This window comes from Streptomyces phaeolivaceus (assembly GCF_009184865.1).
Classification (GTDB): Bacteria; Actinomycetota; Actinomycetes; order Streptomycetales; family Streptomycetaceae; genus Streptomyces; species Streptomyces phaeolivaceus.
In genome coordinates, this window is sequence record NZ_CP045096.1 from 8,888,355 (window position 1) to 8,908,979 (window position 20,625).

Below are 20,625 nucleotides of genomic sequence, written 5' to 3' on the forward strand. Positions count from 1 at the left end.
CAACAGCGCCAAGGAAGCTAGCCCGCTTTGCCGGGACTCGCCAATACCTATGACCGGAATGGTCTGAACTTTGTCCTGGGTGTGGAAAAACGGTCACGGGGCCGCTACCGTCTCACAGGTTGATCACAGGCCGATCGTAGGTGCGTCTCCGCGAGATCCGTATCAGGGTGGGGAGTTCCGCATGGACGGGATGGACAGACGAGGGTTCAACCGGAGGGTGCTGCTGGGTGGCGCGGTCGCCGCGACATCGTTGTCGGTGGCCATCGAGACCGTCGGTGCCTCCGGGACCGCGAGCGCCGCGGCGCAGGTCAGGACGGCCCCCGCGGGCGGCGTGGTCCGACATCTCAAGATGTACGCCGAGAAGCTGCCCGACGGGCAGATGGGCTACGGCTTCGAGAAGGGCAAGGCCTCGATACCGGGCCCGCTCATCGAACTCAACGAGGGCGACACGGTCCACATCGAGTTCGAGAACACCATGGACGTGGCCGCGAGCCTGCATGTCCACGGCCTGGACTACGAGATCTCCAGCGACGGCACCAAGCTCAACAAGAGCGATGTCGAACCCGGCGGCACCCGCACCTACACCTGGCGCACCCATGCCCCGGGCGCCCGCAAGGACGGCACCTGGCGTGCGGGCAGCGCCGGTTACTGGCACTACCACGACCATGTCGTCGGCACCGAGCACGGCACGGGCGGCCTCCGCAAGGGGCTCTACGGGCCCGTCATCGTCCGCCGCAAGGGCGATGTCCTCCCCGACAAGACCGTCACCGTCGTCTTCAACGACCTGCTCATCAACAACAAGCCCGCGCACTCCGGCCCCAACTTCGACGCGACCGTGGGCGACCGGGTCGAGTTCGTCGTCATCACGCACGGCGAGTACTACCACACCTTCCATATGCACGGTCACCGTTGGGCCGACAATCGCACCGGCCTGCTGACCGGTCCCGACGACCCCAGCCAGGTCATCGACAACAAGATCGTCGGCCCGGCCGACTCCTTCGGCTTCCAGGTCATCGCCGGTGAAGGCGTCGGAGCGGGCGCCTGGATGTACCACTGCCACGTCCAGAGCCACTCCGACATGGGCATGGTCGGCCTGTTCCTGGTGCGCAGGACGGACGGCACGATCCCGGGGTACGAGCCGCACGAACCACACGGGTCCGGCACGGCCGACGCGTCGGGCGACTCCGGTGAGTCCGGCGCGTCCCACGAGCACTGAGGTTCAGCCGGCGGCGGGCTGCTCGGGCGGTGTCCGCTTGGGCGGTGTCCGCTCAGCCGTGTCCCGCCGGGTGACGGCCTCGGCCACCTGCTCGATCGCCGTCCGCAGCAGATCGCCGTACGCGTCCTGGGCGAGGTGCGGGACATGCCTCCGGGCCGCGTCGATGTGCTCGGCGGCGGCTGCGAAGGACGCCAGTCGGCGGTAGCCGTCCGCGAGGTTGAGGTGCAGGGACGGGTAGAAGCCTGCGAGCCGCAGTCGGCCGTCGTGCTCCTGGACGCGCCGCTCGGTCGCGGCGTCGGCGGCGTCCAGCGCCCGCACGTCCCAGGCCAACGCCCGTGCGGGATCGGCGGGGTAGAGATCCGCCAGGTGGTGGGCGAGGGCGCAGCGGTGCAGCGGATCGCCGGTGACCCCGATCGTGGACCAGAGCCCCAGGAGCCGGCGGCGGGCGGATACGACGTCCCCGGCGTGACCTTCGGCGACGGCCCGCCCGATGGCGTCCATGGTCGGGTCGGCGGAGGCGGAGGCGTCGGCGTCGGCAGGGGTGTCGGTGGGGGTGGAGGCGTCGGCAGGGGTGTCGGTGGGGGTGGAGGCGTCGGTCATGGGCGTGGCCTTGTCGTCGGCGTCATCGTCATCGTCATCGGTGTCGATATCGTTCTCGTTCTCGTTCTTGTCTCGGTCGTCATCGCCGGTGCTCGGTCGGGGAGTTCGGGTGGATGGGCATGGCCAGGGTCGTGAGATCGCCGCGGTCGGCCGAGCGGATCGTGACGGGCAGGTCGGGGCCCCGGAGATCGAGCATCACGTCGGGGCCGATCGCGGTGCTGACGGCCGGGTAGAGCGTCGTCAGCTCGAACCAGATGCCCTCGAACCAGATGTCGAGATCCCGTCCCGTCACGGTGGCCGGAAGCCGCGTCCCGGGCCGCTCGTCACCGCTCACCACGACCTCCGCCTCGTGGGCGTCCGTCCCGTGACCGGCCACGCTCAGGGCGATCCGCTCGCCGGAGCGCTCCTCCAGGGCTCGCAGGAGCGGCTGCTTGGCGAGCGTCACACGGGTCGTGACCTCGGGCAGCGCGGCGAGCATCGACCGGACGTCGGGGAACTCCTCCGTGAGCGCACGGCAGTACCGGTCCTCCCGGCCCGCCGTCCGCAGCCGGATCCCCAGCGCCGTCACCTCGACGCGCACCAGCGCGCCGCGCCGGACCTCGGCGACCGCCGTCCGTAGTTCGTCGCCGCAGACCGTGCCCGCCCATGCCGTCGTCGGCGGCTCGGACGGCACCAGCGTCCGCGTCGACAGCCGGTAGCGGTCGGTCGCGGTCAGGGTGACCGACTCCTGGTCGACCTCCACGCGCAGACCGCCGAGCACCGGCAGATCCGGCTCCCGCGCGGTCGCGGTCAGGACCTGCTCGACCGCGTCGGCCAGCACGGGCCCCTTCAGCGTGACGACCGGCAGGCCCGGCACGTCACCCAGGGCGGACTTGAGGCGAACCGCCGTCCGTTGCGCCGCCACCGCGCCCCCGAGCACCCGTGCGACATGCTCGTCGATCAGCCGCGCCGCCTCCTCGGGACCGGCGTCGAGGACCGCCTCGACACCGGTGAGCGGCATGGCGATCTCGCGCAGCCGGCGCAGCGCGGTGGCCCGGTCCAGTTGGCCGGCGGTGTAGTAGCGGTAGCCCGAGGCCGGGTCGACCTCGGCGGGTCGCAGCAGCCCGGAGTCGGCGTAGAACCGCAGCGCGCTGGAGGTCAGACCGCTGCGGCGGGCGAAGACACCGATCGGCATCAGTTCGGAATGTGGCACGCGGCCATCTTTGGGCTTCGACCAACTCGAAGGTCAACACCCGCCCGGCCGGGCCAACACCTGCCGTTCGCCGCCCACACTGTCCCATCGGGCCGCCCACCGGTCCCTTCCCGCCGCCCACCAGTGATCCGGGAGCGCTCTCAGGACCGCCCCGCGCGGGTCTATCCTGGGCGCACCCGCCCGGAGGAGAGCCCCGAAGTGACCGAGACAGCGTCCCGTCCCACGTTGGAGGCCGTGGCCGCGCGGGCCGGGGTGTCCAGGGCGACGGTGTCGCGGGTCGTCAACGGGGGCGAGGGCGTTCGGGAGCCGCTGGTCGAGCGGGTGCGCAGGGCGGTCGAGGAACTCGGCTACGTACCGAACCAGGCGGCCCGCAGCCTCGTCACCCGGCGGCACGACGCCGTGGCCGTGGTGATCGCCGAGCCGGAGACCAGGGTCTTCGCGGACCCCTTCTTCGCCCTGCAACTCCGGGGCATCAGTAAAGAGTTGACCGCACACGACTCCCAGCTCGTCCTGCTGCTCACCGAAGGACCGGAGGACTACGCGCGTGTGGGGCGGTATCTCGCCGGCGGGCATGTCGACGGGGCGCTCGTCTTCTCGCTGCATCTGGACGACCCGCTCCCGGCGCTGATCCGGGGCGCCGGGGTCCCGACCGTGTTCGGCGGACGCCCCGGCTGGGCGGACGGCACGCGCGGCGACACCTCCACCGTGTACGTCGACAGCGACAACCGGGGCGGCGCCCGGGACGCCGTACGCCATCTCGTCGGCCTCGGCCGCACCCGGATCGCCCATATCACCGGGCCCCTGGACCAGACCTCCGCCGTGGACCGGCTGGACGGGTTCCGGGACGTCATGGTGGACGCTGACCCCCGGCTGATCGTCGAGGGCGACTTCACCCCGGCGGGCGGCGAGCGCGCGATGCGTGAACTCCTGGACCGCTGCCCGGAGTTGGACGCGGTCTTCGCCGCCAACGACGTGTCCGCGTCCGGGGCGCTGCGGGTTCTGCGGGAGCGGGGGCGGCGGGTTCCCGAGGACGTCGCCGTGGTGGGCTTCGACGACATGCTCCCGGTGGCCGAACAGACCGAGCCCCCCTTGACGACGGTCCGTCAGGACATAGAGGAGATGGGCCGGTTGATGGCCCGCCTGCTGCTCCGTGGCCTCGCCACCGCCCCCTCCAGCGTCGTCCTCCCGACCACCCTGGTCCACCGATCCTCCGCGTAGCCCCCGGCCCACACCCGCGCCCGCGCTCCGCAAGGGGCGCGGGGAACTGCGCGACCGGCCACGACGACGCGGCAGCCGACCGACAACCCATCCCGGCACCCCGGGCGGAGCGACTACGAGCCGCACTCACCTCACGTCAGTAGGTGTTCTTCTACCTGCGCTGTTCATGAAGGAGGCACAGCCAGACAGTGTGATGTTGGCTGTGCCTGTCGTGTTCCGCGTTCCTGGTTGGCCTTCGGCTCGGCGTACGCGAAGTCATATGGAGCCCAGTCGGTGACCTGGTGGTAGCCGAGACGCTGGTAGAGGGCGTTGCTGGTGGGGTTGCCCGCGTCCGTGAACAGTACGACCTCCGTCGCGCCCGCGGTGAGTGCGGCTCGGCTGACCTCGGCGGTCACGGCGGCCGCGTAGCCGCGGCCGCGGAGGTGGGCCGGGGTGTAGACGGGGTCCAGCCGGACCATCCCGGCGACCATCGGGTTGAGGCCGGCCATGGAGACTGGGGTGCCGTCTGGGGTTTCCCAGAAGGTGTACCGCTTTTCGGCGAAGCGCGTACTGGCCCAGGAGGCGGCGTCGATGGTCACGGTCTCCCCGAGGTCGGCGGCGAGTTCGCGCCACCAGCGCAGGAGGTGCTCGTGGTCCTGCTCGCCGACCAGGCGGCTGTGGCCGTCCGGGTGCGGCTTCGGCGGGGTGAGGGTGTCCAGGCGGTACAGGTGCATCTGGACGCGGAGTGTGATCGTCGCGCCGGTGTGCTCTTGCCAGGCCTTGGCGAACGCGCCGGCGGTGTCGTGGTCCGCGGTGACGCCGGCGAGGGTGCGGCCGAGGCCGGTCAGATGGGTGGCAAGGGCGTCGGTCTGTTCGGCGGAGAGCGGTGTGAGGGCCAGCCGGCGGGTCGGTGGGCGGTAGAAGATCGCCTGGGTCCCGCCGTCCGACTCCAGTCGGCCGAAGAGGACGGGTCCGGGAAGGGCGCTTGGGTTGGTTCGCCACTTCTCCAGGGTCGTGAGCGGCGTGTTGTGCAGGACGGGGCGTGAGCGGAGGAAGTCTCCGGCACGGTCGAGGAAGTCGTCGATGTCTTCGGTGAGGTGCCAGGCATCTGGACGCATGCTTCATGGTCTTGCATGCACTCGAAGCCGGAGAGCCGAAGACGAGCCGTCGTCATACGCCATGCGGGCGGGCCAACTTTGGCTATTTGCACGGGAGTTGTCTTTGTCCACTGGCTGGTGTGGGGGCTTTTGTGGGTCAGGCGTCAGGCCATCATGGTGATGAGTGCCCAGTTCAGGTGGGCTTCGGAGTGCTCGGGAAGACGTTCGTAGCCGCGTGCGTTGCGGCGGGCGTTCATGCACCAGCCGATCGTGCGTTCTACTTTCCAGCGGCGGGGCAGGACGACGAAGCCCTTGGCGCCTTTGGGCTGGGAGACTATGCGCCGGGTGAGCCAGAGGTGGTCGCGGGCCCAGTCCACGAGTTCGCCAGCGTGGCCTCGGTCGGCCCAGATCTGGGTGATCTGCGGCTGGGTGAGGCGCAGCCGCCGGGTTCACACAGGTTTGACATGCTCCTTGCCCTGAAGTGAAGAGCGAGGATTCTGGCCTTCCTCGACTTGTGCTGTGCCGCTTAGCGGCACGGTTTCCGGTCAGGAATCCGTGGCTTCCTGTTTCTTCGCGCTGTGCCGGGACCGCTCCTGGTCTTACCGGCGCTCCGCAGGCCGTCACCGCCAGTCCGGCGGCCGATTTGATGTTGAGTGCGGCGTTGGTGTCCCGGTCGTGGACAGTGCCGCGGGCGGCACAAGTCCATTCCCGGACGCTCAGCGGTTTGGGTCCGTTGTCCATGCCGCAGGTGGAGCAGGTTCGGGAAGCTGGGGTGAACCGGCCGATCTAGAAACTTCGAACGCCTACTGCCATTGGGAACGTGTGCGCGAGCTGTCACTGAACCGGCTCAATCCCACACCGCGACGGCTCTCGTCCGCCGCGTCCATCGGCCGACTCAGCGACGATCGCCCGATCGCCCGATCGCCCGATCGCCCGTGCGCCCGATCGCCCGTGCGCCCGATCGCCCGTGCGCCCGACGCAGTCCGATCAGCCGGAGCTTTCGCCTTCTCCCGCGCGCCGCCGTGCATCACCCGGGCGGGCGACGGGACCATGGCGGAGCCCAGGTCCTGTCGAGGGCCGTGTTGATGCGGCGTTGATCGAACGTTTTTCGGGGCCGGGCACGATGCCGTGCATGCACAACGACACGATCACCCCAATCGACCGTGCCTGGCAGGAGCGGGCGCTGTGCGCGCAGACGGGGGCCGATTTCTTCTTTCCCGAGCCCGGCAGCTCGGTGCGTGAGGCGAAGCGCATCTGCGGCATGTGCGAGATGCGTACCGCGTGTCTCGACTACGCGCTCTCCCACGACGAACGGTTCGGCGTGTGGGGCGGACTGTCCGAGAAGGAGCGACTGCGACTGCGACGCACCGAGAACGGCTGACCCGGCGGAGGCGGCCCGACGGGCCGCCTCCTCGCCGTTGCCTACGCCCCGGCCCGTGCGGCCATGCGTGCCTTGCGGGCCGCGAGCTTCTCGTCGAACTTGCTGGCTTCCGCGTCGAGTCCGCCCATGTAGAGGCCCAGCTCTTCCTGCGCCTTCATGCCCTCGGGGCCGAGGCCGTCGATCTCCATGATCTTCAGGAAGCGGATGACGGGCGCGAGGACGTCGTCGTGGTGGATGCGCATGTTGTAGACCTCTCCGATGGCCATCTGCGCGGCGGCGCGCTCGAAGCCGGGCATGCCGTGGCCGGGCATCCGGAAGTCGACGACCACGTCGCGGACGGCCTGCATGGTGAGGTCGGGGGCGAACTCGAACGCCGCCTTGAGCAGGTTCCGGTAGAAGATCATGTGCAGGTTCTCGTCGGTCGCGATACGCGCCAGCATGCGGTCGCACACCGGGTCACCGGAGTGGTGGCCGGTGTTTCGGTGCGAGACGCGGGTGGCGAGCTCCTGGAAGGCGACGTACGCGACCGTGTGGAGCATCGAGTGCCGGTTGTCCGACTCGAAGCCCTCGCCCATGTGGGCCATACGGAACTGTTCGAGCTTGTCCGGGTCCACCGCGCGCGAGGCGAGGAGGTAGTCGCGCATCACGATGCCGTGCCGGCCCTCCTCCGCGGTCCAGCGGTGCACCCAGGTGCCCCAGGCGCCGTCACGGCCGAAGAGGGTGGCGATCTCGTGGTGGTAGCTCGGCAGGTTGTCCTCGGTCAGCAGGTTCACCACGAGGGCGATCCGGCCGACCTCCGTGACCTTGGACTGCCCCTTCTCCCAGGCCTCGCCGTCCTCGAAGAAGCCGGGGAAGTTGCGGCCGTCGCTCCACGGCACGTACTCGTGCGGCATCCAGTCCTTGGTGACCTTGAGATGCCGGTTGAGTTCCGTCTCGACGACTTCCTCCAGCGCGTACAGCAGCCGCGCGTCGGTCCACTCGTTGGACGGGCTGCCGAGGTGAGGAGAAGTGATCGACACAGAGGCTCCAGGGGGACGAACAGGGGCGAGGATCTTGTGGGCGGTCACGGCCGGGTGACCTCAACCTACGGCATCGTAGGCTACGTACCCGTAGGTTACGATGCCGTAGGTTAAGGGCGCTGTAAAGAGTGCTGATCAGCAGGGTTCCGCACGGGGTCGACGGGTATGCCGAAGGCCCCGTGGACCCGCAGGTCCCGGGGCCGAAAGGGTGAGGAAGCGCCGATTCAGGCGTACAGACCCCGCAGCCGCACCGAGAGGCACGTCACACAGCCCTCCAGCTTCTCGAACTCGCCGATGTCGACCACGACGGGCTCGTACCCGAGGTCGGCGTACAGCTCCGCCGTCTTCGGCGCGCTCGCCGCCATCAGCAGCTTGTCGCCGCCGAGGAGCACCACATGCGCCCCGGACTTCTCCGGCACCGGCAGGAAGCGTCCGAACAGCGACGGGGTGTCCATCTTCGGGATGTGCCCGACGACCGTGCCGTCGGGCAGCGCGGTGACCGCCGACTTCAGATGCAGCACCTTGCTCACCGGCGCGGAGACCACCCGGGCCCCGAGCGGCTCGAACGCCGCCCGCAGCTGCTGCACCCCGGCCGCGTTGGTACGCCCGCCCCGGCCCACGAAGACCGTGTCGCCGACCTTGAGGACGTCACCGCCCTCCAGGGTGCCCGGCGCCCAGACCCAGTTCACCGAGCAGCCGAGCGCGGCCACGGCCTCCTCGATCCCGTCGGTCTCGCCCCGCCGGGACTCGGCGCCGGGGCGCGCGATCAGCGCCACGTTCTTGTACATGACCACGGTGTCCTCGACGAACACCGAGTCCGGGCAGTCGTCGGCCGGGTCCACCTCGATCGTCTCCCAGCCGTGGTCGCGCAGGGCCTTCCCGTACGCCTCCCACTGCTCGACGGCGAGGTCGACGTCCACCTTCGTGCGTTCGATGTGCGTGACGAGGCCTTCGGCCAGGCGGGGGCTCGGGCGGCGGACGAGGGCTTTCCTGCTGGGCACGTGGGTGACTCCGAATCGAACGACGGTTTTCCGGCGCCCGTGAGGCGACGCCGGTCCGCCATCATGCAGTCCCGGTGCACGAGGACAAAACCCCCGTGCGCGGGCTGTGGCCCTCCTGAGATACTCGGCGGTAGCCGAGGGCGAGGCCGAGCCCGGTGCGCCCGCCCCTGCCGTCCGCCCCGCCGCCCGGCCCGGTCAGCCGGTCGTCTCGATCTCCTCCGGTGTGGTCGCCCGCAGCTCTCCCTCCTCCATCAGCAGCCACCGGGTGATCCCGATCGACTCCAGGAACGGCAGGTCGTGGCCGGCCACGATCAGCGCCCCCTCGTACGACTCCAGGGCGGTCGTCAGCTGCCGCACGCTCGCCATGTCGAGGTTGTTCGTCGGCTCGTCCAGCATCAGCAGCTGCGGGGCGGGCTCGGCGAGCATCAGGGCCGCGAGGGCCGCCCGGAAGCGCTCCCCGCCGGACAGGGTCGCCGCGGGCTGGTCGGCGCGGGCGCCCCGGAACAGGAAGCGGGCGAGCCGGGCCCGGACCCGGTTGTTGGTGGCGTCCGGCGCGAATCGGGCCACGTTCTCGGCGACCGTCAGATCGTCGTCGAGGACGTCGAGCCGCTGCGGCAGGAACCGCGTCGGCACATGCGCCTTCGTCTCGCCGCTCACCGGCTCCAGCTCGCCCGCGATCGTCCGCAGCAGCGTGGTCTTGCCCGCGCCGTTGCGGCCGATCAGCGCGATCCGCTCCGGGCCGCGCAGATCGAGCCCGCCCTTGACCCGGGCGCCGTACCTCAGCTCCAGATCCAGCAGGGTGAGCACGGTCCGGCCCGGCGGTACGGCCGTGTACGGCAGCTCGACGCGGATCTCGTCCTCGTCCCGTACGGCCTCCACCGCCTCGTCGAGGCGCTCCTTCGCCCCGGCGAGCCGTTCCTCGTGCAGGACGCGGTGCTTGCCCGCGGACTCCTGGGCCGCGCGCTTGCGCAGGCCCGCGACGATCTTCGGTACCCGCTTCTGATCCTGCATCTTCTGCCCGAACCGCTTGCGCCGGGCCAACTTGACCTGGGCGTCCACGAGTTCGCGCTTCTGCTTCTTGAGATCGGACTCGGCGACCCGCACCATCCGCTCGGCGGCCTCCTGTTCGGTGGCGAGCGCCTCCTCGTACGAGGAGAAGTTGCCGCCGTACCAGGTGACCTCGCCCGCGTGCAGATCGGCGATCTGGTCGACCAGGTCAAGGAGTTCACGGTCGTGACTGACCACGATCATGACCCCGGACCAGGACGCGACGGCGTCGTACAGCCGGCGCCGCGCGTACAGGTCGAGGTTGTTGGTCGGCTCGTCCAGGAGGAGGACGTCGGGGCGGCGCAGCAGCAGTGCGGCCAGCCGCAGCAGCACCGACTCGCCGCCCGAGACCTCGCCGATGGTGCGGTCCAAGTCGATGTGGCCCAGGCCGAGTTGGCCGAGGGTCGCCAGGGCGCGTTCCTCGACGTCCCAGTCGTCGCCGACCGCCGCGAAGTGCTCCTCCGCCACGTCGCCCGCCTCGATGGCGTGCAGCGCGGCGCGGGCGGCGGCGATCCCGAGCGCCTCGTCGACCCTGAGGCCGGTGTCGAGCGTGACGTTCTGCGGGAGGTGGCCGACCTCGCCGCTCGCGCGGACGGTGCCCTCGGACGGGGTGAGTTGACCGGCGATCAGCTTCAACAGGGTTGATTTCCCTGATCCGTTGACCCCGACGAGCCCGGTACGGCCGGGGCCGAAGGCGATCTGCAGATCCTCGAAGACGGGGGTGCCGTCGGGCCAGGCGAAGGACAGGGAGGTGCAGGTGAGGGACAGGGGAGTAGACATGAGGAACCTCGCGGGTGCGATGCGGCCAGGGGGACGCGTGCGAAACACCGCGAGGGGCGGCCCGACGGGAGCGAGCGGCGCGGGCAGCCGGGTTCGTGAGAAAGGCCCGCTGCCGGCAGGACGGCTCGTACGCCGAGGTCGCACGCAACGCACACAGCAAATGCCGGGAAGCGGCATGACGCCGGGAAACGGCAAGGTGTGTGACGCGGTGTCTCAGGACCTCAGACGAGCAACGTCCTTCTCCAATCGACGGCAACAGGACCGTGCACCAACGTACGGAGGGGCTCGGAAGAGTGTCAACGCATTAAACGCGACGCGGGCCCGGCCTCAGCAGGCGTCCCGCATCAGCTGGGCGAGGTCGTGGTCGAGGTCGACATGCTGGTGTTCGAGGCCGAGCGGCACCAGCTCCATCGAGCGCTCCAGGAAGCGCCGTATCTCACCGGCGTGCACATGCACCACGGCGGTGCCCTCCGGCGCGTGGAACTCCAGCACGAGCCGCTCGTAGCCGTACGGGCGGACGCGCACGTCCCCGTGGCCGACGGGCTCCTCCATACCGGTCACGAGGAGTTCGCGGGCGAAGGTCCAGCAGACGTCGACACCCTCCAGCGTGGCCGGGGCGGGGAAGGTCATACGGACCGCGAACGGGTCGTCGCGGTCGTAGTGGAGCGTTGCGGGAATGCTCGGCATCCGCGGCGCGGCGGCGACGAGACGGGCCTCTACGGGCTGCTCGATGACGGTGGACAACGCCTTGCTCCCTTGTGACGGGTGGACGGATTCCGGAGGGCTGAAGCCTGGCAATTGCGAAGACGCCGGATCGGGCCGATCCGTGCACATGAGGGTCGAGTGACCTCTGTCACCGAGCCCAATCCCTGGGGTGATCCCTTTCTCGTCCCGCGTCGCGGGATATGGGAGAGGACACCGGACGCCGCCCCGTGGTTCCCGGCCGAGGCCATCTGGACGGCGCCGGATCGGTGCACTAGCTTCGCCCGCCATGAGGCGCTCGGGGCAGTCGAGACGGATGAGTCGGACGAGTCGGACGATGACGACAGGCCTGGCCGCGGCGGCGCTCGCCGCCGCCCTGGCGGTGCCCGCGCGGGCACACGGGGAAGGTCGGCCACCGCACTGGGAGCTGAAGGAGACCGGCACCGACGTGCGCTTTCGCGGGCTCGCCGCGGTCAGCCGGAACAGCGCGTGGCTGGCGGGTTCAGCCGGGACCGTGCTGCGCACCGGCGACGGGGGCAGGACCTGGCGCAACGTCTCACCACCCGGCGCACAGGAACTGCAGTTCCGGGACATCGAGGCATTCGACGCACGCAGGGCGGTCGTCCTGGCCATCGGCGAGGGCGAGGCCTCCCGCGTGTACCGCACGGGCGACGGCGGTGCGACGTGGACCGAGTCGTTCCGCAACACCGATCCGCGCGCCTTCTACGACTGCCTCACCTTCTTCGACCCCCGCCACGGCCTCGCCATGAGCGACCCGGTGGACGGCAAGTTCCGCATCCTGTCCACGAAGGACGGCGGTCGCTCCTGGAAGGTCCTGCCGAACGAGGGCATGCCGCCGGCCCTGGAGGGCGAGGCGGGCTTCGCCGCGAGCGGGCAGTGCCTGGTGAACTCCGGGCCGCGCGATGTGTGGCTGGCCACCGGCGGGGCCGCCCGCGCACGGGTGCTGCACTCCGCCGACCGGGGGCTGACCTGGAGGGTCGCCGACACGACCGTCCCGGCCGGGGACCCCGCCCGGGGCGTCTTCGCGCTCGCCTTCCGGGACCGCGCGCACGGCATCGCGGTCGGCGGCGACTACCGCGCCGACCAGCCGTCCCCGCGGGCCGCGGCCGTCACCGGCGACTCCGGCCGCACCTGGACCGCCGCCGCGCAGCCGCCGCCCGCCTACCGCTCCGGCGTCGCCTGGCTCCCGTACAGCCGTACGAAGGCCCTCGCCGTCGGCCCCACCGGCACCGATCTCACCACCGACGGCGGCCGTACCTGGCGCACGGTCGACACCGGCTCCTACGACACCGTCGACTGCACTCCGGACCGGGGCTGCTGGGCGGCGGGGGAGCGGGGGCGGGTGGCCCGGCTGGAGAACTGACCGTCCCGGATGGGGCCGGGCGGACGGGGTACCCGTGGCGTGTTCGCACCACGAGCGAGGACGAGCGAGCGCGAGCGATCACGCGGGAGCGGAAGGGAGTGATCGGCATGCCACGCGGGTCGAGCCCCAAGAGGGAACGCCAGTACGAGCACATCGAGGAGAGCGCCGAGAACCGGGGCGAGAGCGAGTCGCGCGCCAAGGAGATCGCCGCCCGGACCGTCAACAAGGAGCGGGCCCGGTCCGGCGAGGCGAAGACCGCGAGCCGCACCTCCACCGAGGACATGTCGTCGGGCGGGCGCGGCGGACAGCGCTCCCACAAGGGCGCGCGGGGCCCCACCTACGACCAGCTCTACGCGGAGGCCAGGAAACGCGGCGTCCATGGCCGCTCGGACATGAACAAGAGCCAGCTCGAGCGCGCCCTCGGCGACGAATAGCCCCCGGACCCGGAGCACCCCCCGGCCACGCCGCCACGCCGGGCTGCGTACGCTCGTCGGCACCATGACGACCGTACGCATCCCCGCGGGCTGGCCCGCCACCGAAGAGCAAGCCCTCGCCGTGCAGGACGAGTTGCGGGGGAAGGTGGTCCTCGACGAGACCGGGCCGCCGCCGGGGGCCGGGCGTGTCACCGGCGTGGACGTGGCGTACGACGACGGGCGGGACGTGGTCGTGGCGGCGGCCGTGGTGCTGGACGCGGCGACCCTCGACGTGGTCGCGGAGGCCACGGCGATCGGGCAGGTCTCCTTCCCGTACGTCCCCGGACTGCTCGCGTTCCGTGAGATCCCGACCGTGCTGGCCGCGCTCGACGCGCTGCCGTGCGACCCCGGTCTCGTCGTCTGCGACGGCTACGGTCTCGCCCATCCGCGCCGCTTCGGCCTCGCCGCCCACCTCGGCGTCCTCACCGGGCTCCCCACGATCGGCGTCGCCAAGAACCCCTTCACCTTCACCCACGACGACCCGGCCGCCCCGCGCGGCAGCGCCACGCCGCTCCTCGCGGGCACCGAGGAGGTCGGCCGCGCCCTGCGCACCCGCGACGGCGTCAAGCCGGTCTTCGTCTCCGTCGGCCACCGCGTCACCCTCCCCAACGCCTGCGCCCACACCCTCGCGCTCACCCCGGCGTACCGCCTCCCGGAGACCACCCGCCACGCCGACTCGCTGTGCCGCCGGGTGCTGAAGGGCACGGCCGACCCGGCCCCGGGGCATCCCTGAGGTGTACGCGCGGACCGGGTACCTGAGTACGAACTGAGTACGTGTACGGATGCCGGGGCGTGGTCATGATCGGCAGGCTGTGCCGTATGACGACGCACCGAGCCCCGAAGCCCGCCGTGAGCCCCACCCAGACCGTCGAGCGTGCCGTGACGACCGGGCTGCTGCTCGCCGTGATCGCCGGACTGGCCTGGATCGCCGGGATGGTCTACACGCTGACCGGATGGGCCCAGTAGAGCCCACCGGCCCGCTGGGCCCGTCCGGTCCGTACGGGTGTCACCGGGACGCCGCCACCCGGAAGGTGATCCCCGCCGCGCGCAGCCGTTCGATCAGCGCGTCGCCCATCGCGACCGCCGTCGTGACCTGCCCGGCCGTGGCCGGGAGATCGTCGAAGGCCAGGCACAGCGCGGACTCGGCGAACATCTTCGCCGTCTCGCCGTAACCGGGATCGCCGCCCGACACCTCCGTGAAGACCCGGCGCCCGCCGCCCTCGCCGACGAACCGTACCGAGAACCAGCTCTTCGCCCGCTTCTCCTCGCTCGGCCCCTCGCCCGGCTTCAGCCGGTCGCCCAGCCAGCGCCGCACGGGCGGCACCTGGGCCGCCGCGACGACCGCGCCGACGAACGCCACCCCGCCCACCGCGAACGGCAGGGTCTTCACGGCCGCGTAGTGGCGGTAGCGGAAGTCCGGCCCGTAGCGCCGCAGGGCGCGCGCCGAGCGCTGCACCACCTGCGCGTCGATCGTCGGCAGCGGCAGCGCCCACGCCCCGACCTCCTTGGCGAACCGGGGCGCGCTCACCGGCGCGTACGCCCGGCGCCCCACCAGGCGCGGCTCGTGCCGCTTGCGGTCCTGCGCGGCGGCCATCGTCTGCCGGCCCCGGGAGAATCCGGTGAGCGCGGAGTTGAACGTACCGCCCGAGAACATGCCCTTGGCGCGCACGAAACCGTCCACGGTGATCGGCACGTCCTCCGGGAGCTGGCGCACGGTGAAGTACGCGCCCAGGTCGTGCGGTATCGAGTCGAAGCCGGCCGCGTGCACGATCCGGGCGCCCGTCTCGCGCGCGCGTGCGTCGTGCCGAACGAACGTCAGGTCGACGAACTCCGGCTCACCGGTGAGGTCCAGATAGTCCGTGCCCTCGTCCGCGCACGCGGCCACCAGCTCCTCGCCGTGGGTGATGTACGGACCGACGGTCGTGGCCACCACCCGTGCCTGGCGGGCGAGTTCGCGCACGGCGTCCGGATCGGAGCCGTCCGCCCGGAGCACACCGATGTCCGCGCCGCCGGGCAGCCGCTCCCGCAGCGCCGCGAGCTTGTCCGCGTCGCGCCCGGCGATCGCCCAGCGCAGTCCCTCGGGCGCGTTCTCGGCGAGATACTCCGCGGTGAGCTGCCCGACGAACCCCGTGGCCCCGTAGAGCACGATGTCGTACGCCCGCTCCGCCCTGCCCTGTCCGCTGCTCATGTAACCCCTCAAGCCTCGCCCGCGACCCTGCCCACGCGCCGTTGTCGGTGGCTGAGGCTAGCGTGAGGAACGAGCAGCCGAGCGCGCGGGATCCGGAGGTGGTCGTGACCGTATCGAGGAACGCCCTGAAAAAATGGGAGAAGGTGCGCGAGTTCGCCCTGGGGATGCCCGGCGCGGTCGAGGAGTTCCCGTGGGGCGAGAGCGTCGCGAAGGTCAACAAGAAGGTGTTCGTGTTCCTCGGGACGGACGACGGCGGCTATCCGCTGGGTGTCACCGTGAAGCTCCGGGACGAGGAGACCCACGCCCACGCCCTGACCTGTCCGGGCGCCGAGCCCGCCGGGTACGGCCTGGGCAAGGCCGGCTGGGTGCGCGTCCCGCTGGAGGAGAAGGGCGCCCCGGCGGCGGAGCTGCTGTGCGACTGGGTCGAGGAGAGCTACCGCGTGATCGCCCCGAAGAAGCTCATAGCGGAGCTGGACGCCGGCTGAGCCCGGCGCCGCGAGCCCGGCCGGGGCGGGCTGACACATGCCGCGAGTCCGGGCACAATGACTAAGCGTTTGCTCATTCGGGGCTTGTGCGGAGTGGAACACGTTCTTAGCATCACTGGTGTCACATCGGATGTGTCACAGAGCTTGGGGGCTCGATGGCGGTGGCGAAGACGCCCGGACACGGTCCGCTCGCCGGTGTGCGCGTGGTGGAACTCGCGGGCATCGGCCCAGGGCCGTTCGCCGCGATGCTCCTCGCCGACCTCGGCGCCGACGTCGTCCGCGTCGACCGGCCGGGCGGCGCGGGACTCGCCGTGAACCCGCTGTACGACGTCACCAACCGCAACAAACGGTCGGTGATCGTCGACCTGAAGTCCCCGGACGGCCCGGACACCGTCCTCGACCTGGCCGCACGCGCCGACATCCTGATCGAGGGCTACCGGCCGGGCGTCGCCGAACGCCTCGGCGTCGGCCCCGAGACCTGCCACGCCCGCAACCCGGGCCTCGTCTACGGCCGGATGACCGGCTGGGGCCAGCAGGGCCCGCTCGCCCCGCGCGCCGGCCACGACATCGCGTACATCGCCCTCACCGGCACCCTCGGCATGATCGGCACCCCGGACACCCCGCCGCCCGCCCCCGCCAACCTCCTCGGCGACTACGCGGGCGGCTCCCTCTACCTCGTCGTCGGCGTCCTCGCCGCCCTCCACCACGCCCGCGCCACCGGCGCCGGGCAGGTCGTGGACGCGGCCATCGTCGACGGCACCGCGCATCTCTCCGCGATGCTCCACGGCATGCTCGCCGCCGGCGGCTGGCAGGACCGCCGCGCCGCCAACCTCCTCGACGGCGGCTGCCCCTTCTACGGCACCTACGAGACCGCCGACGGCCGGTACGTCGCCGTCGGCGCCCTGGAGCAGCAGTTCTACGCCGAGTTCGTCGACCTCCTCGGCATCGCCGACCGGGCCCCGGCCCGCAAGGACACCGCCGCCTGGGGCGAGCTGCGCGAGACGGTCGCCGCCCGCTTCAGAACCCGTACGAGGGACGAGTGGACGGCCGTCTTCGAGGGCTCCGACGCCTGTGTCGCCCCCGTCCTGTCGCTCCGGGAGGCCCCGCGGCACCCGCATCTCGCGGCCCGGGGCACCTTCACCGACTTCGGCGGCATCACCCAGCCCGCCCCCGCGCCCCGCTTCTCCGCCACGCCGACCTCGGTCCGCACCGGCCCGGCCCAGCCGGGCGCCGACCTGGCGGACGTGGCGGACGACTGGGGCATACCCGGCCTCTCGGCGGACCCCTCCGCCCAGGACACCGACTGACACCGGCCCCCGGGCCGCACCCTCCCGCCACTGGAAAGGCCAGACTCGTGAGCACCGAAGCGTATGTGTACGACGCGATCCGCACCCCGCGTGGTCGCGGCAAGGCGAACGGCTCCCTGCACGGCACCAAGCCCATCGATCTCGTCGTCGGCCTGATCCACGAGGTCCGGAGCCGCTTCCCCGGCCTCGACCCGGCCGCCGTCGACGACATCGTGCTCGGTGTCGTGGGCCCGGTGGGCGACCAGGGCTCCGACATCGCCCGGACCGCCGCGATCGCCGCCGGACTGCCGGACACGGTCGCCGGAGTCCAGGAGAACCGCTTCTGTGCCTCGGGTCTGGAGGCCGTCAACCTGGCCGCCGCGAAGGTCCGTTCGGGCTGGGAGGACCTGGTGCTCGCGGGCGGCGTCGAGTCGATGTCCCGGGTGCCGATGGCCTCGGACGGCGGCGCCTGGTTCAACGACCCGATGACCAATCTGGCCGTCAACTTCGTGCCCCAGGGCATCGGCGCCGACCTCATCGCCACCGTCGAGGGATTCACCCGGCGCGAGGTGGACGAGTACGCGGCGCTGTCGCAGGAGCGGGCGGCGGAGGCATGGAAGGACGGCCGGTTCGACCGCTCGGTCGTCCCCGTCAAGGACCGCTCCGGTCTCGTCGTCCTCGACCACGACGAGTACATGCGGCCCGGCACGACCGCCGACTCCCTCGCCAAGCTGAAGCCGTCCTTCGCGGACATCGGTGAGCTGGGCGGCTTCGACGCGGTGGCGCTGCAGGAGTACCACTGGGTCGAGGCGATCGACCACGTCCACCACGCGGGCAACTCCTCCGGCATCGTGGACGGCGCCTCCCTCGTCGCCATCGGCAGCAGGGAGATCGGCGAGCGGTACGGTCTGCGCCCGCGCGCCCGGATCGTCTCCGCCGCCGTCTCCGGCTCCGAGCCCACCATCATGCTCACCGGCCCGGCCCCCGCGACCCGCAAGGCCCTCGCCAAGGCCGGGCTGACCATCGACGACATCGACCTCGTCGAGATCAACGAGGCGTTCGCCGCCGTGGTCCTCCGCTTCGTCCGGGACATGGGTCTCTCGCTCGACAAGGTCAACGTCAACGGCGGCTCGATCGCCCTCGGCCACCCGCTCGGCGCGACCGGCGCGATGATCCTCGGCACCCTCATCGACGAGCTGGAGCGGCAGGACAAGCGGTACGGCCTGGCCACGCTGTGCGTGGGCGGCGGCATGGGCATCGCGACGATCGTCGAACGCGTCTGAGCCGACCGGCGGATCACCCCACCAAGACTTCTGCGGAAAGACGCTACGGAGAACCTGTCATGACACAGAGCACCACCATCCGCTGGGAACAGGACCGCACGGGGCTCGTCACTCTCGTCCTCGACGACCCGAACCAGTCCGCGAACACCACGAACCAGGCGTTCCGCGACTCGCTCGCGGTGATCACCGACCGCCTGGAGGCCGAGAAGGACACCATTCGCGGTGTCGTCATCACCTCCGCCAAGAAGACCTTCTTCGCCGGCGGCGACCTCCGCGACCTGATCAAGGTCACCCCCGACACCGCTCAGGAACTGTTCGACGGCGGCCTGGAGATCAAGCGCAATCTGCGCCGCATCGAGACCCTCGGCAAGCCCGTCGTCGCCGCGATCAACGGCGCGGCCCTGGGCGGCGGTTACGAGCTGGCCCTCGCCTGCCACCACCGCGTCGCCCTCGACGCCCCCGGCTCCAAGATCGGCTGCCCCGAGGTCACCCTCGGCCTGCTCCCCGGCGGCGGTGGCGTCGCCCGTACCGTACGGCTGCTGGGCATCGCCGACGCCCTGCTGAAGGTGCTGCTCCAGGGCACCCAGTACAGCCCGCAGCGCGCCCTTGAGAACGGCCTGATCCACGAAGTGGCCGCCACGCAGGAGGAGTTGCTGGCGAAGGCCCGCGCCTTCGTCGACGCCAACCCCGAATCCCAGCAGCCGTGGGACAAGCCCGGCTACCGCATCCCCGGCGGCACCCCCGCCCACCCGAAGTTCGCGGCGAACCTGCCCGCCTTCCCCGCCACCCTGCGCAAGCAGACGAACGGCGCGCCCTACCCGGCGCCGCGCAACATCCTGGCCGCCGCCGTCGAGGGCGCCCAGGTCGACTTCGAGACCGCCCAGGTCATCGAGGCGCGCTACTTCGTGGAGCTGGCGGCGGGCCAGACCTCCAAGAACATGATCCAGGCCTTCTTCTTCGACCTCCAGGCCGTCAACTCCGGCGCGAACCGGCCCAAGGGCGTCGAGCCGCGTCAGGTCCGCCGGGCCGCCGTCCTCGGCGCCGGGATGATGGGCGCGGGCATCGCCTACTCGTGCGCCCGCGCGGGCATCGACGTCGTCCTGAAGGACGTGACGCCCGAGGCGGCGGCCAGGGGCAAGACCTACTCGGAGAAGCTCTGCGCCAAGGCGGTCGCCAGGGGCCGCACCACCCAGGAGAAGGCCGACGCGCTGCTCGCCCGTATCACCCCCACCGCAGACCCGGCGGACCTCGCGGGCTGTGACGCCGTCATCGAGGCCGTGTTCGAGAACACCGAGCTGAAGCACAAGGTGTTCCAGGAGATCGAGGGGGTCGTGGCGCCGGACGCCCTGCTCTGCTCCAACACCTCGACCCTCCCCATCACCGAACTGGCCGAGGGCGTCGTCCGCCGGTCCGACTTCATCGGGCTGCACTTCTTCTCGCCCGTCGACAAGATGCCGCTCGTCGAGATCATCAAGGGCGCGGAGACGGGCGACGAGGCGCTCGCCCGCGCGTTCGACCTCGTCCGGCAGATCAAGAAGACCCCGATCGTCGTCAACGACTCGCGCGGCTTCTTCACCTCCCGGGTCATCGGGCACTTCATCAACGAGGGTGTCGCGATGGTGGGGGAGGGCATCGAGCCCGCGTCCGTCGAACAGGCGGCGGCGCAGGCGGGCTACCCCGCGAAGGTCCTCTCCCTCATGGACGAGCTGACCCTCACCCTGCCGCGCAAGATCCGGGCCGAGTCCCGGCGGGCCGTGGAGGAGGCGGGCGGCACGTGGGTCGAGCACCCCGCCGAGGCGGTCGTCGACCGCATGGTCGACGAGTTCGCCCGGCCGGGGCGCAGCGGCGGTGCGGGCTTCTACGACTACGGCCCCGACGGCGGCCGCGGCAAGCTCTGGCCCGGTCTGCGTGAGCACTTCACGCGGCCCGGCCATCGGATCCCCTTCCGTGACATGCAGGAACGCATGCTCTTCTCGGAGGCGCTGGACACGGTCCGGCTCATGGAGGAGGGCGTGCTGACGTCCGTCGCCGACGCGAACATCGGATCGCTCTTCGGGATCGGCTTCCCCGGCTGGACCGGTGGTGTCCTCCAGTACATCAACGGCTACGACGGCGGCCTCCCCGGCTTCGTCACCCGGGCCCGCGAACTGGCCGACCAGTACGGTGATCGCTTCGCGCCGCCGGAGTTGCTGGTGGAGATGGCGGAGAAGGGGGAGCGGTTCGGGGACGAGTGAGGGGTGCGTCGTCGGGTGCCGCCCGGTGGGGGCTTCTCGCGCAGTTCCCCGCACCCCTAG

General features: G+C 71.2%; 20 protein-coding genes and 1 pseudogene. 11 read left to right on the forward strand and 10 right to left on the reverse strand.

The features are described from left to right. Positions 1 to 190 precede the first annotated feature (190 nt). Positions 191 to 1,216, forward strand: a complete 1,026-nt coding sequence (locus F9278_RS40490; RefSeq protein ID WP_152174423.1) for a multicopper oxidase domain-containing protein — start codon at positions 191 to 193, stop codon at positions 1,214 to 1,216. Positions 1,217 to 1,219: 3 nt separating this feature from the next. On the opposite strand, the gene F9278_RS40495 is transcribed toward F9278_RS40490, so the two are convergent. Both F9278_RS40495 and F9278_RS40505 read right to left on the reverse strand, forming a co-directional pair. Next, entirely contained in the window at positions 1,220 to 1,717 is a 498-nt protein-coding gene (locus F9278_RS40495) for a hypothetical protein (protein ID WP_152172760.1), read from the reverse strand. 178 nt (positions 1,718 to 1,895) lie between these two features. Next, on the reverse strand, positions 1,896 to 3,008 hold the full coding sequence (locus F9278_RS40505; protein ID WP_152172762.1) for a DNA polymerase III subunit beta family protein: 1,113 nt from the start codon (positions 3,006 to 3,008) through the stop codon (positions 1,896 to 1,898). A 198-nt stretch (positions 3,009 to 3,206) separates the two neighbouring features. On the opposite strand from F9278_RS40505, the gene F9278_RS40510 reads away from it, so the two are divergent. Beyond that, on the forward strand, positions 3,207 to 4,226 hold the full coding sequence (locus F9278_RS40510; protein WP_152172763.1) for a LacI family DNA-binding transcriptional regulator: 1,020 nt from the start codon (positions 3,207 to 3,209) through the stop codon (positions 4,224 to 4,226). A 164-nt stretch (positions 4,227 to 4,390) separates the two neighbouring features. On the opposite strand, the gene F9278_RS40515 is transcribed toward F9278_RS40510, so the two are convergent. The 3 genes and pseudogenes from F9278_RS40515 to F9278_RS40525 form a co-directional block, all read right to left on the reverse strand. Then, positions 4,391 to 5,323 carry a GNAT family N-acetyltransferase gene (locus F9278_RS40515; protein WP_152172764.1) on the reverse strand — a complete coding sequence of 311 codons (933 nt, stop codon included), beginning with the start codon at positions 5,321 to 5,323 and terminating at the stop codon, positions 4,391 to 4,393. 143 nt (positions 5,324 to 5,466) lie between these two features. Then, positions 5,467 to 5,742, reverse strand: a complete 276-nt coding sequence (locus F9278_RS48900; protein WP_152172765.1) for a transposase — start codon at positions 5,740 to 5,742, stop codon at positions 5,467 to 5,469. A gap of 115 nt (positions 5,743 to 5,857) precedes the next feature. Continuing rightward, positions 5,858 to 6,088 (reverse strand): annotated as a pseudogene (locus tag F9278_RS40525) (zinc ribbon domain-containing protein); the annotation flags it as partial. A 346-nt stretch (positions 6,089 to 6,434) separates the two neighbouring features. Here F9278_RS40525 and F9278_RS40530 point away from each other — a divergent pair. Next, the gene (locus F9278_RS40530) at positions 6,435 to 6,683 is read left to right on the forward strand and encodes a WhiB family transcriptional regulator (RefSeq protein ID WP_306490459.1); all 249 of its coding nucleotides are present in this window, start codon (positions 6,435 to 6,437) and stop codon (positions 6,681 to 6,683) included. Between the two features lie 41 nt (positions 6,684 to 6,724). Here F9278_RS40530 and F9278_RS40535 read toward each other — a convergent pair whose 3' ends face one another. The 4 genes from F9278_RS40535 to F9278_RS40555 all read right to left on the reverse strand — a co-directional run bounded on the left by F9278_RS40535 (position 6,725) and on the right by F9278_RS40555 (position 11,274). Continuing rightward, complete coding sequence (locus F9278_RS40535; RefSeq protein WP_152172767.1) at positions 6,725 to 7,702, reverse strand: acyl-ACP desaturase; 978 nt, start codon at positions 7,700 to 7,702, stop codon at positions 6,725 to 6,727. 224 nt (positions 7,703 to 7,926) lie between these two features. After that, positions 7,927 to 8,703, reverse strand: a complete 777-nt coding sequence (ddaH, locus tag F9278_RS40540) for a dimethylargininase (protein WP_152172768.1) — start codon at positions 8,701 to 8,703, stop codon at positions 7,927 to 7,929. Between the two features lie 195 nt (positions 8,704 to 8,898). Continuing rightward, positions 8,899 to 10,530, reverse strand: coding sequence for an ABC-F family ATP-binding cassette domain-containing protein (locus tag F9278_RS40545; RefSeq protein ID WP_152172769.1), 1,632 nt, complete (start codon positions 10,528 to 10,530; stop codon positions 8,899 to 8,901). 327 nt (positions 10,531 to 10,857) lie between these two features. After that, a complete protein-coding gene (locus F9278_RS40555; RefSeq protein ID WP_152172770.1) occupies positions 10,858 to 11,274 on the reverse strand; it encodes a spore wall synthesis regulator SsgD in 417 nt (138 codons plus the stop codon). 295 nt (positions 11,275 to 11,569) lie between these two features. Here F9278_RS40555 and F9278_RS40560 point away from each other — a divergent pair, with 295 nt between their 5' ends. From F9278_RS40560 to mmpA, 4 genes are all read left to right on the forward strand, one after another. Beyond that, entirely contained in the window at positions 11,570 to 12,616 is a 1,047-nt protein-coding gene (locus tag F9278_RS40560; RefSeq protein ID WP_152172771.1) for a WD40/YVTN/BNR-like repeat-containing protein, read from the forward strand. Between the two features lie 107 nt (positions 12,617 to 12,723). Continuing rightward, positions 12,724 to 13,050, forward strand: a complete 327-nt coding sequence (locus tag F9278_RS40565; protein ID WP_152172772.1) for a plasmid stabilization protein — start codon at positions 12,724 to 12,726, stop codon at positions 13,048 to 13,050. 64 nt (positions 13,051 to 13,114) lie between these two features. Beyond that, positions 13,115 to 13,822, forward strand: a complete 708-nt coding sequence (locus F9278_RS40570) for an endonuclease V (protein ID WP_152172773.1) — start codon at positions 13,115 to 13,117, stop codon at positions 13,820 to 13,822. 86 nt (positions 13,823 to 13,908) lie between these two features. Then, entirely contained in the window at positions 13,909 to 14,055 is a 147-nt protein-coding gene (mmpA, locus tag F9278_RS46540) for a morphogenic membrane protein MmpA (RefSeq protein WP_193242120.1), read from the forward strand. 40 nt (positions 14,056 to 14,095) lie between these two features. Here the strand turns inward: mmpA and F9278_RS40575 are convergent, their stop codons facing one another. After that, positions 14,096 to 15,277 (reverse strand): saccharopine dehydrogenase family protein, encoded by a 1,182-nt coding sequence (locus F9278_RS40575; RefSeq protein WP_152172774.1) that lies wholly within the window; start codon positions 15,275 to 15,277, stop codon positions 14,096 to 14,098. 104 nt (positions 15,278 to 15,381) lie between these two features. Here F9278_RS40575 and F9278_RS40580 point away from each other — a divergent pair, with 104 nt between their 5' ends. The 4 genes from F9278_RS40580 (at position 15,382) to F9278_RS40595 (ending at position 20,565) form a co-directional block, all read left to right on the forward strand. Continuing rightward, positions 15,382 to 15,762 (forward strand): MmcQ/YjbR family DNA-binding protein, encoded by a 381-nt coding sequence (locus F9278_RS40580; RefSeq protein WP_152172775.1) that lies wholly within the window; start codon positions 15,382 to 15,384, stop codon positions 15,760 to 15,762. 155 nt (positions 15,763 to 15,917) lie between these two features. Beyond that, positions 15,918 to 17,069, forward strand: coding sequence for a CaiB/BaiF CoA transferase family protein (locus F9278_RS40585; protein ID WP_193241848.1), 1,152 nt, complete (start codon positions 15,918 to 15,920; stop codon positions 17,067 to 17,069). A 47-nt stretch (positions 17,070 to 17,116) separates the two neighbouring features. Beyond that, positions 17,117 to 18,331, forward strand: coding sequence for an acetyl-CoA C-acetyltransferase (locus F9278_RS40590; protein WP_152172776.1), 1,215 nt, complete (start codon positions 17,117 to 17,119; stop codon positions 18,329 to 18,331). A 59-nt stretch (positions 18,332 to 18,390) separates the two neighbouring features. Further along, positions 18,391 to 20,565, forward strand: coding sequence for a 3-hydroxyacyl-CoA dehydrogenase NAD-binding domain-containing protein (locus F9278_RS40595; RefSeq protein ID WP_152172777.1), 2,175 nt, complete (start codon positions 18,391 to 18,393; stop codon positions 20,563 to 20,565). The last annotated feature ends 60 nt before the right edge of the window (positions 20,566 to 20,625 follow it).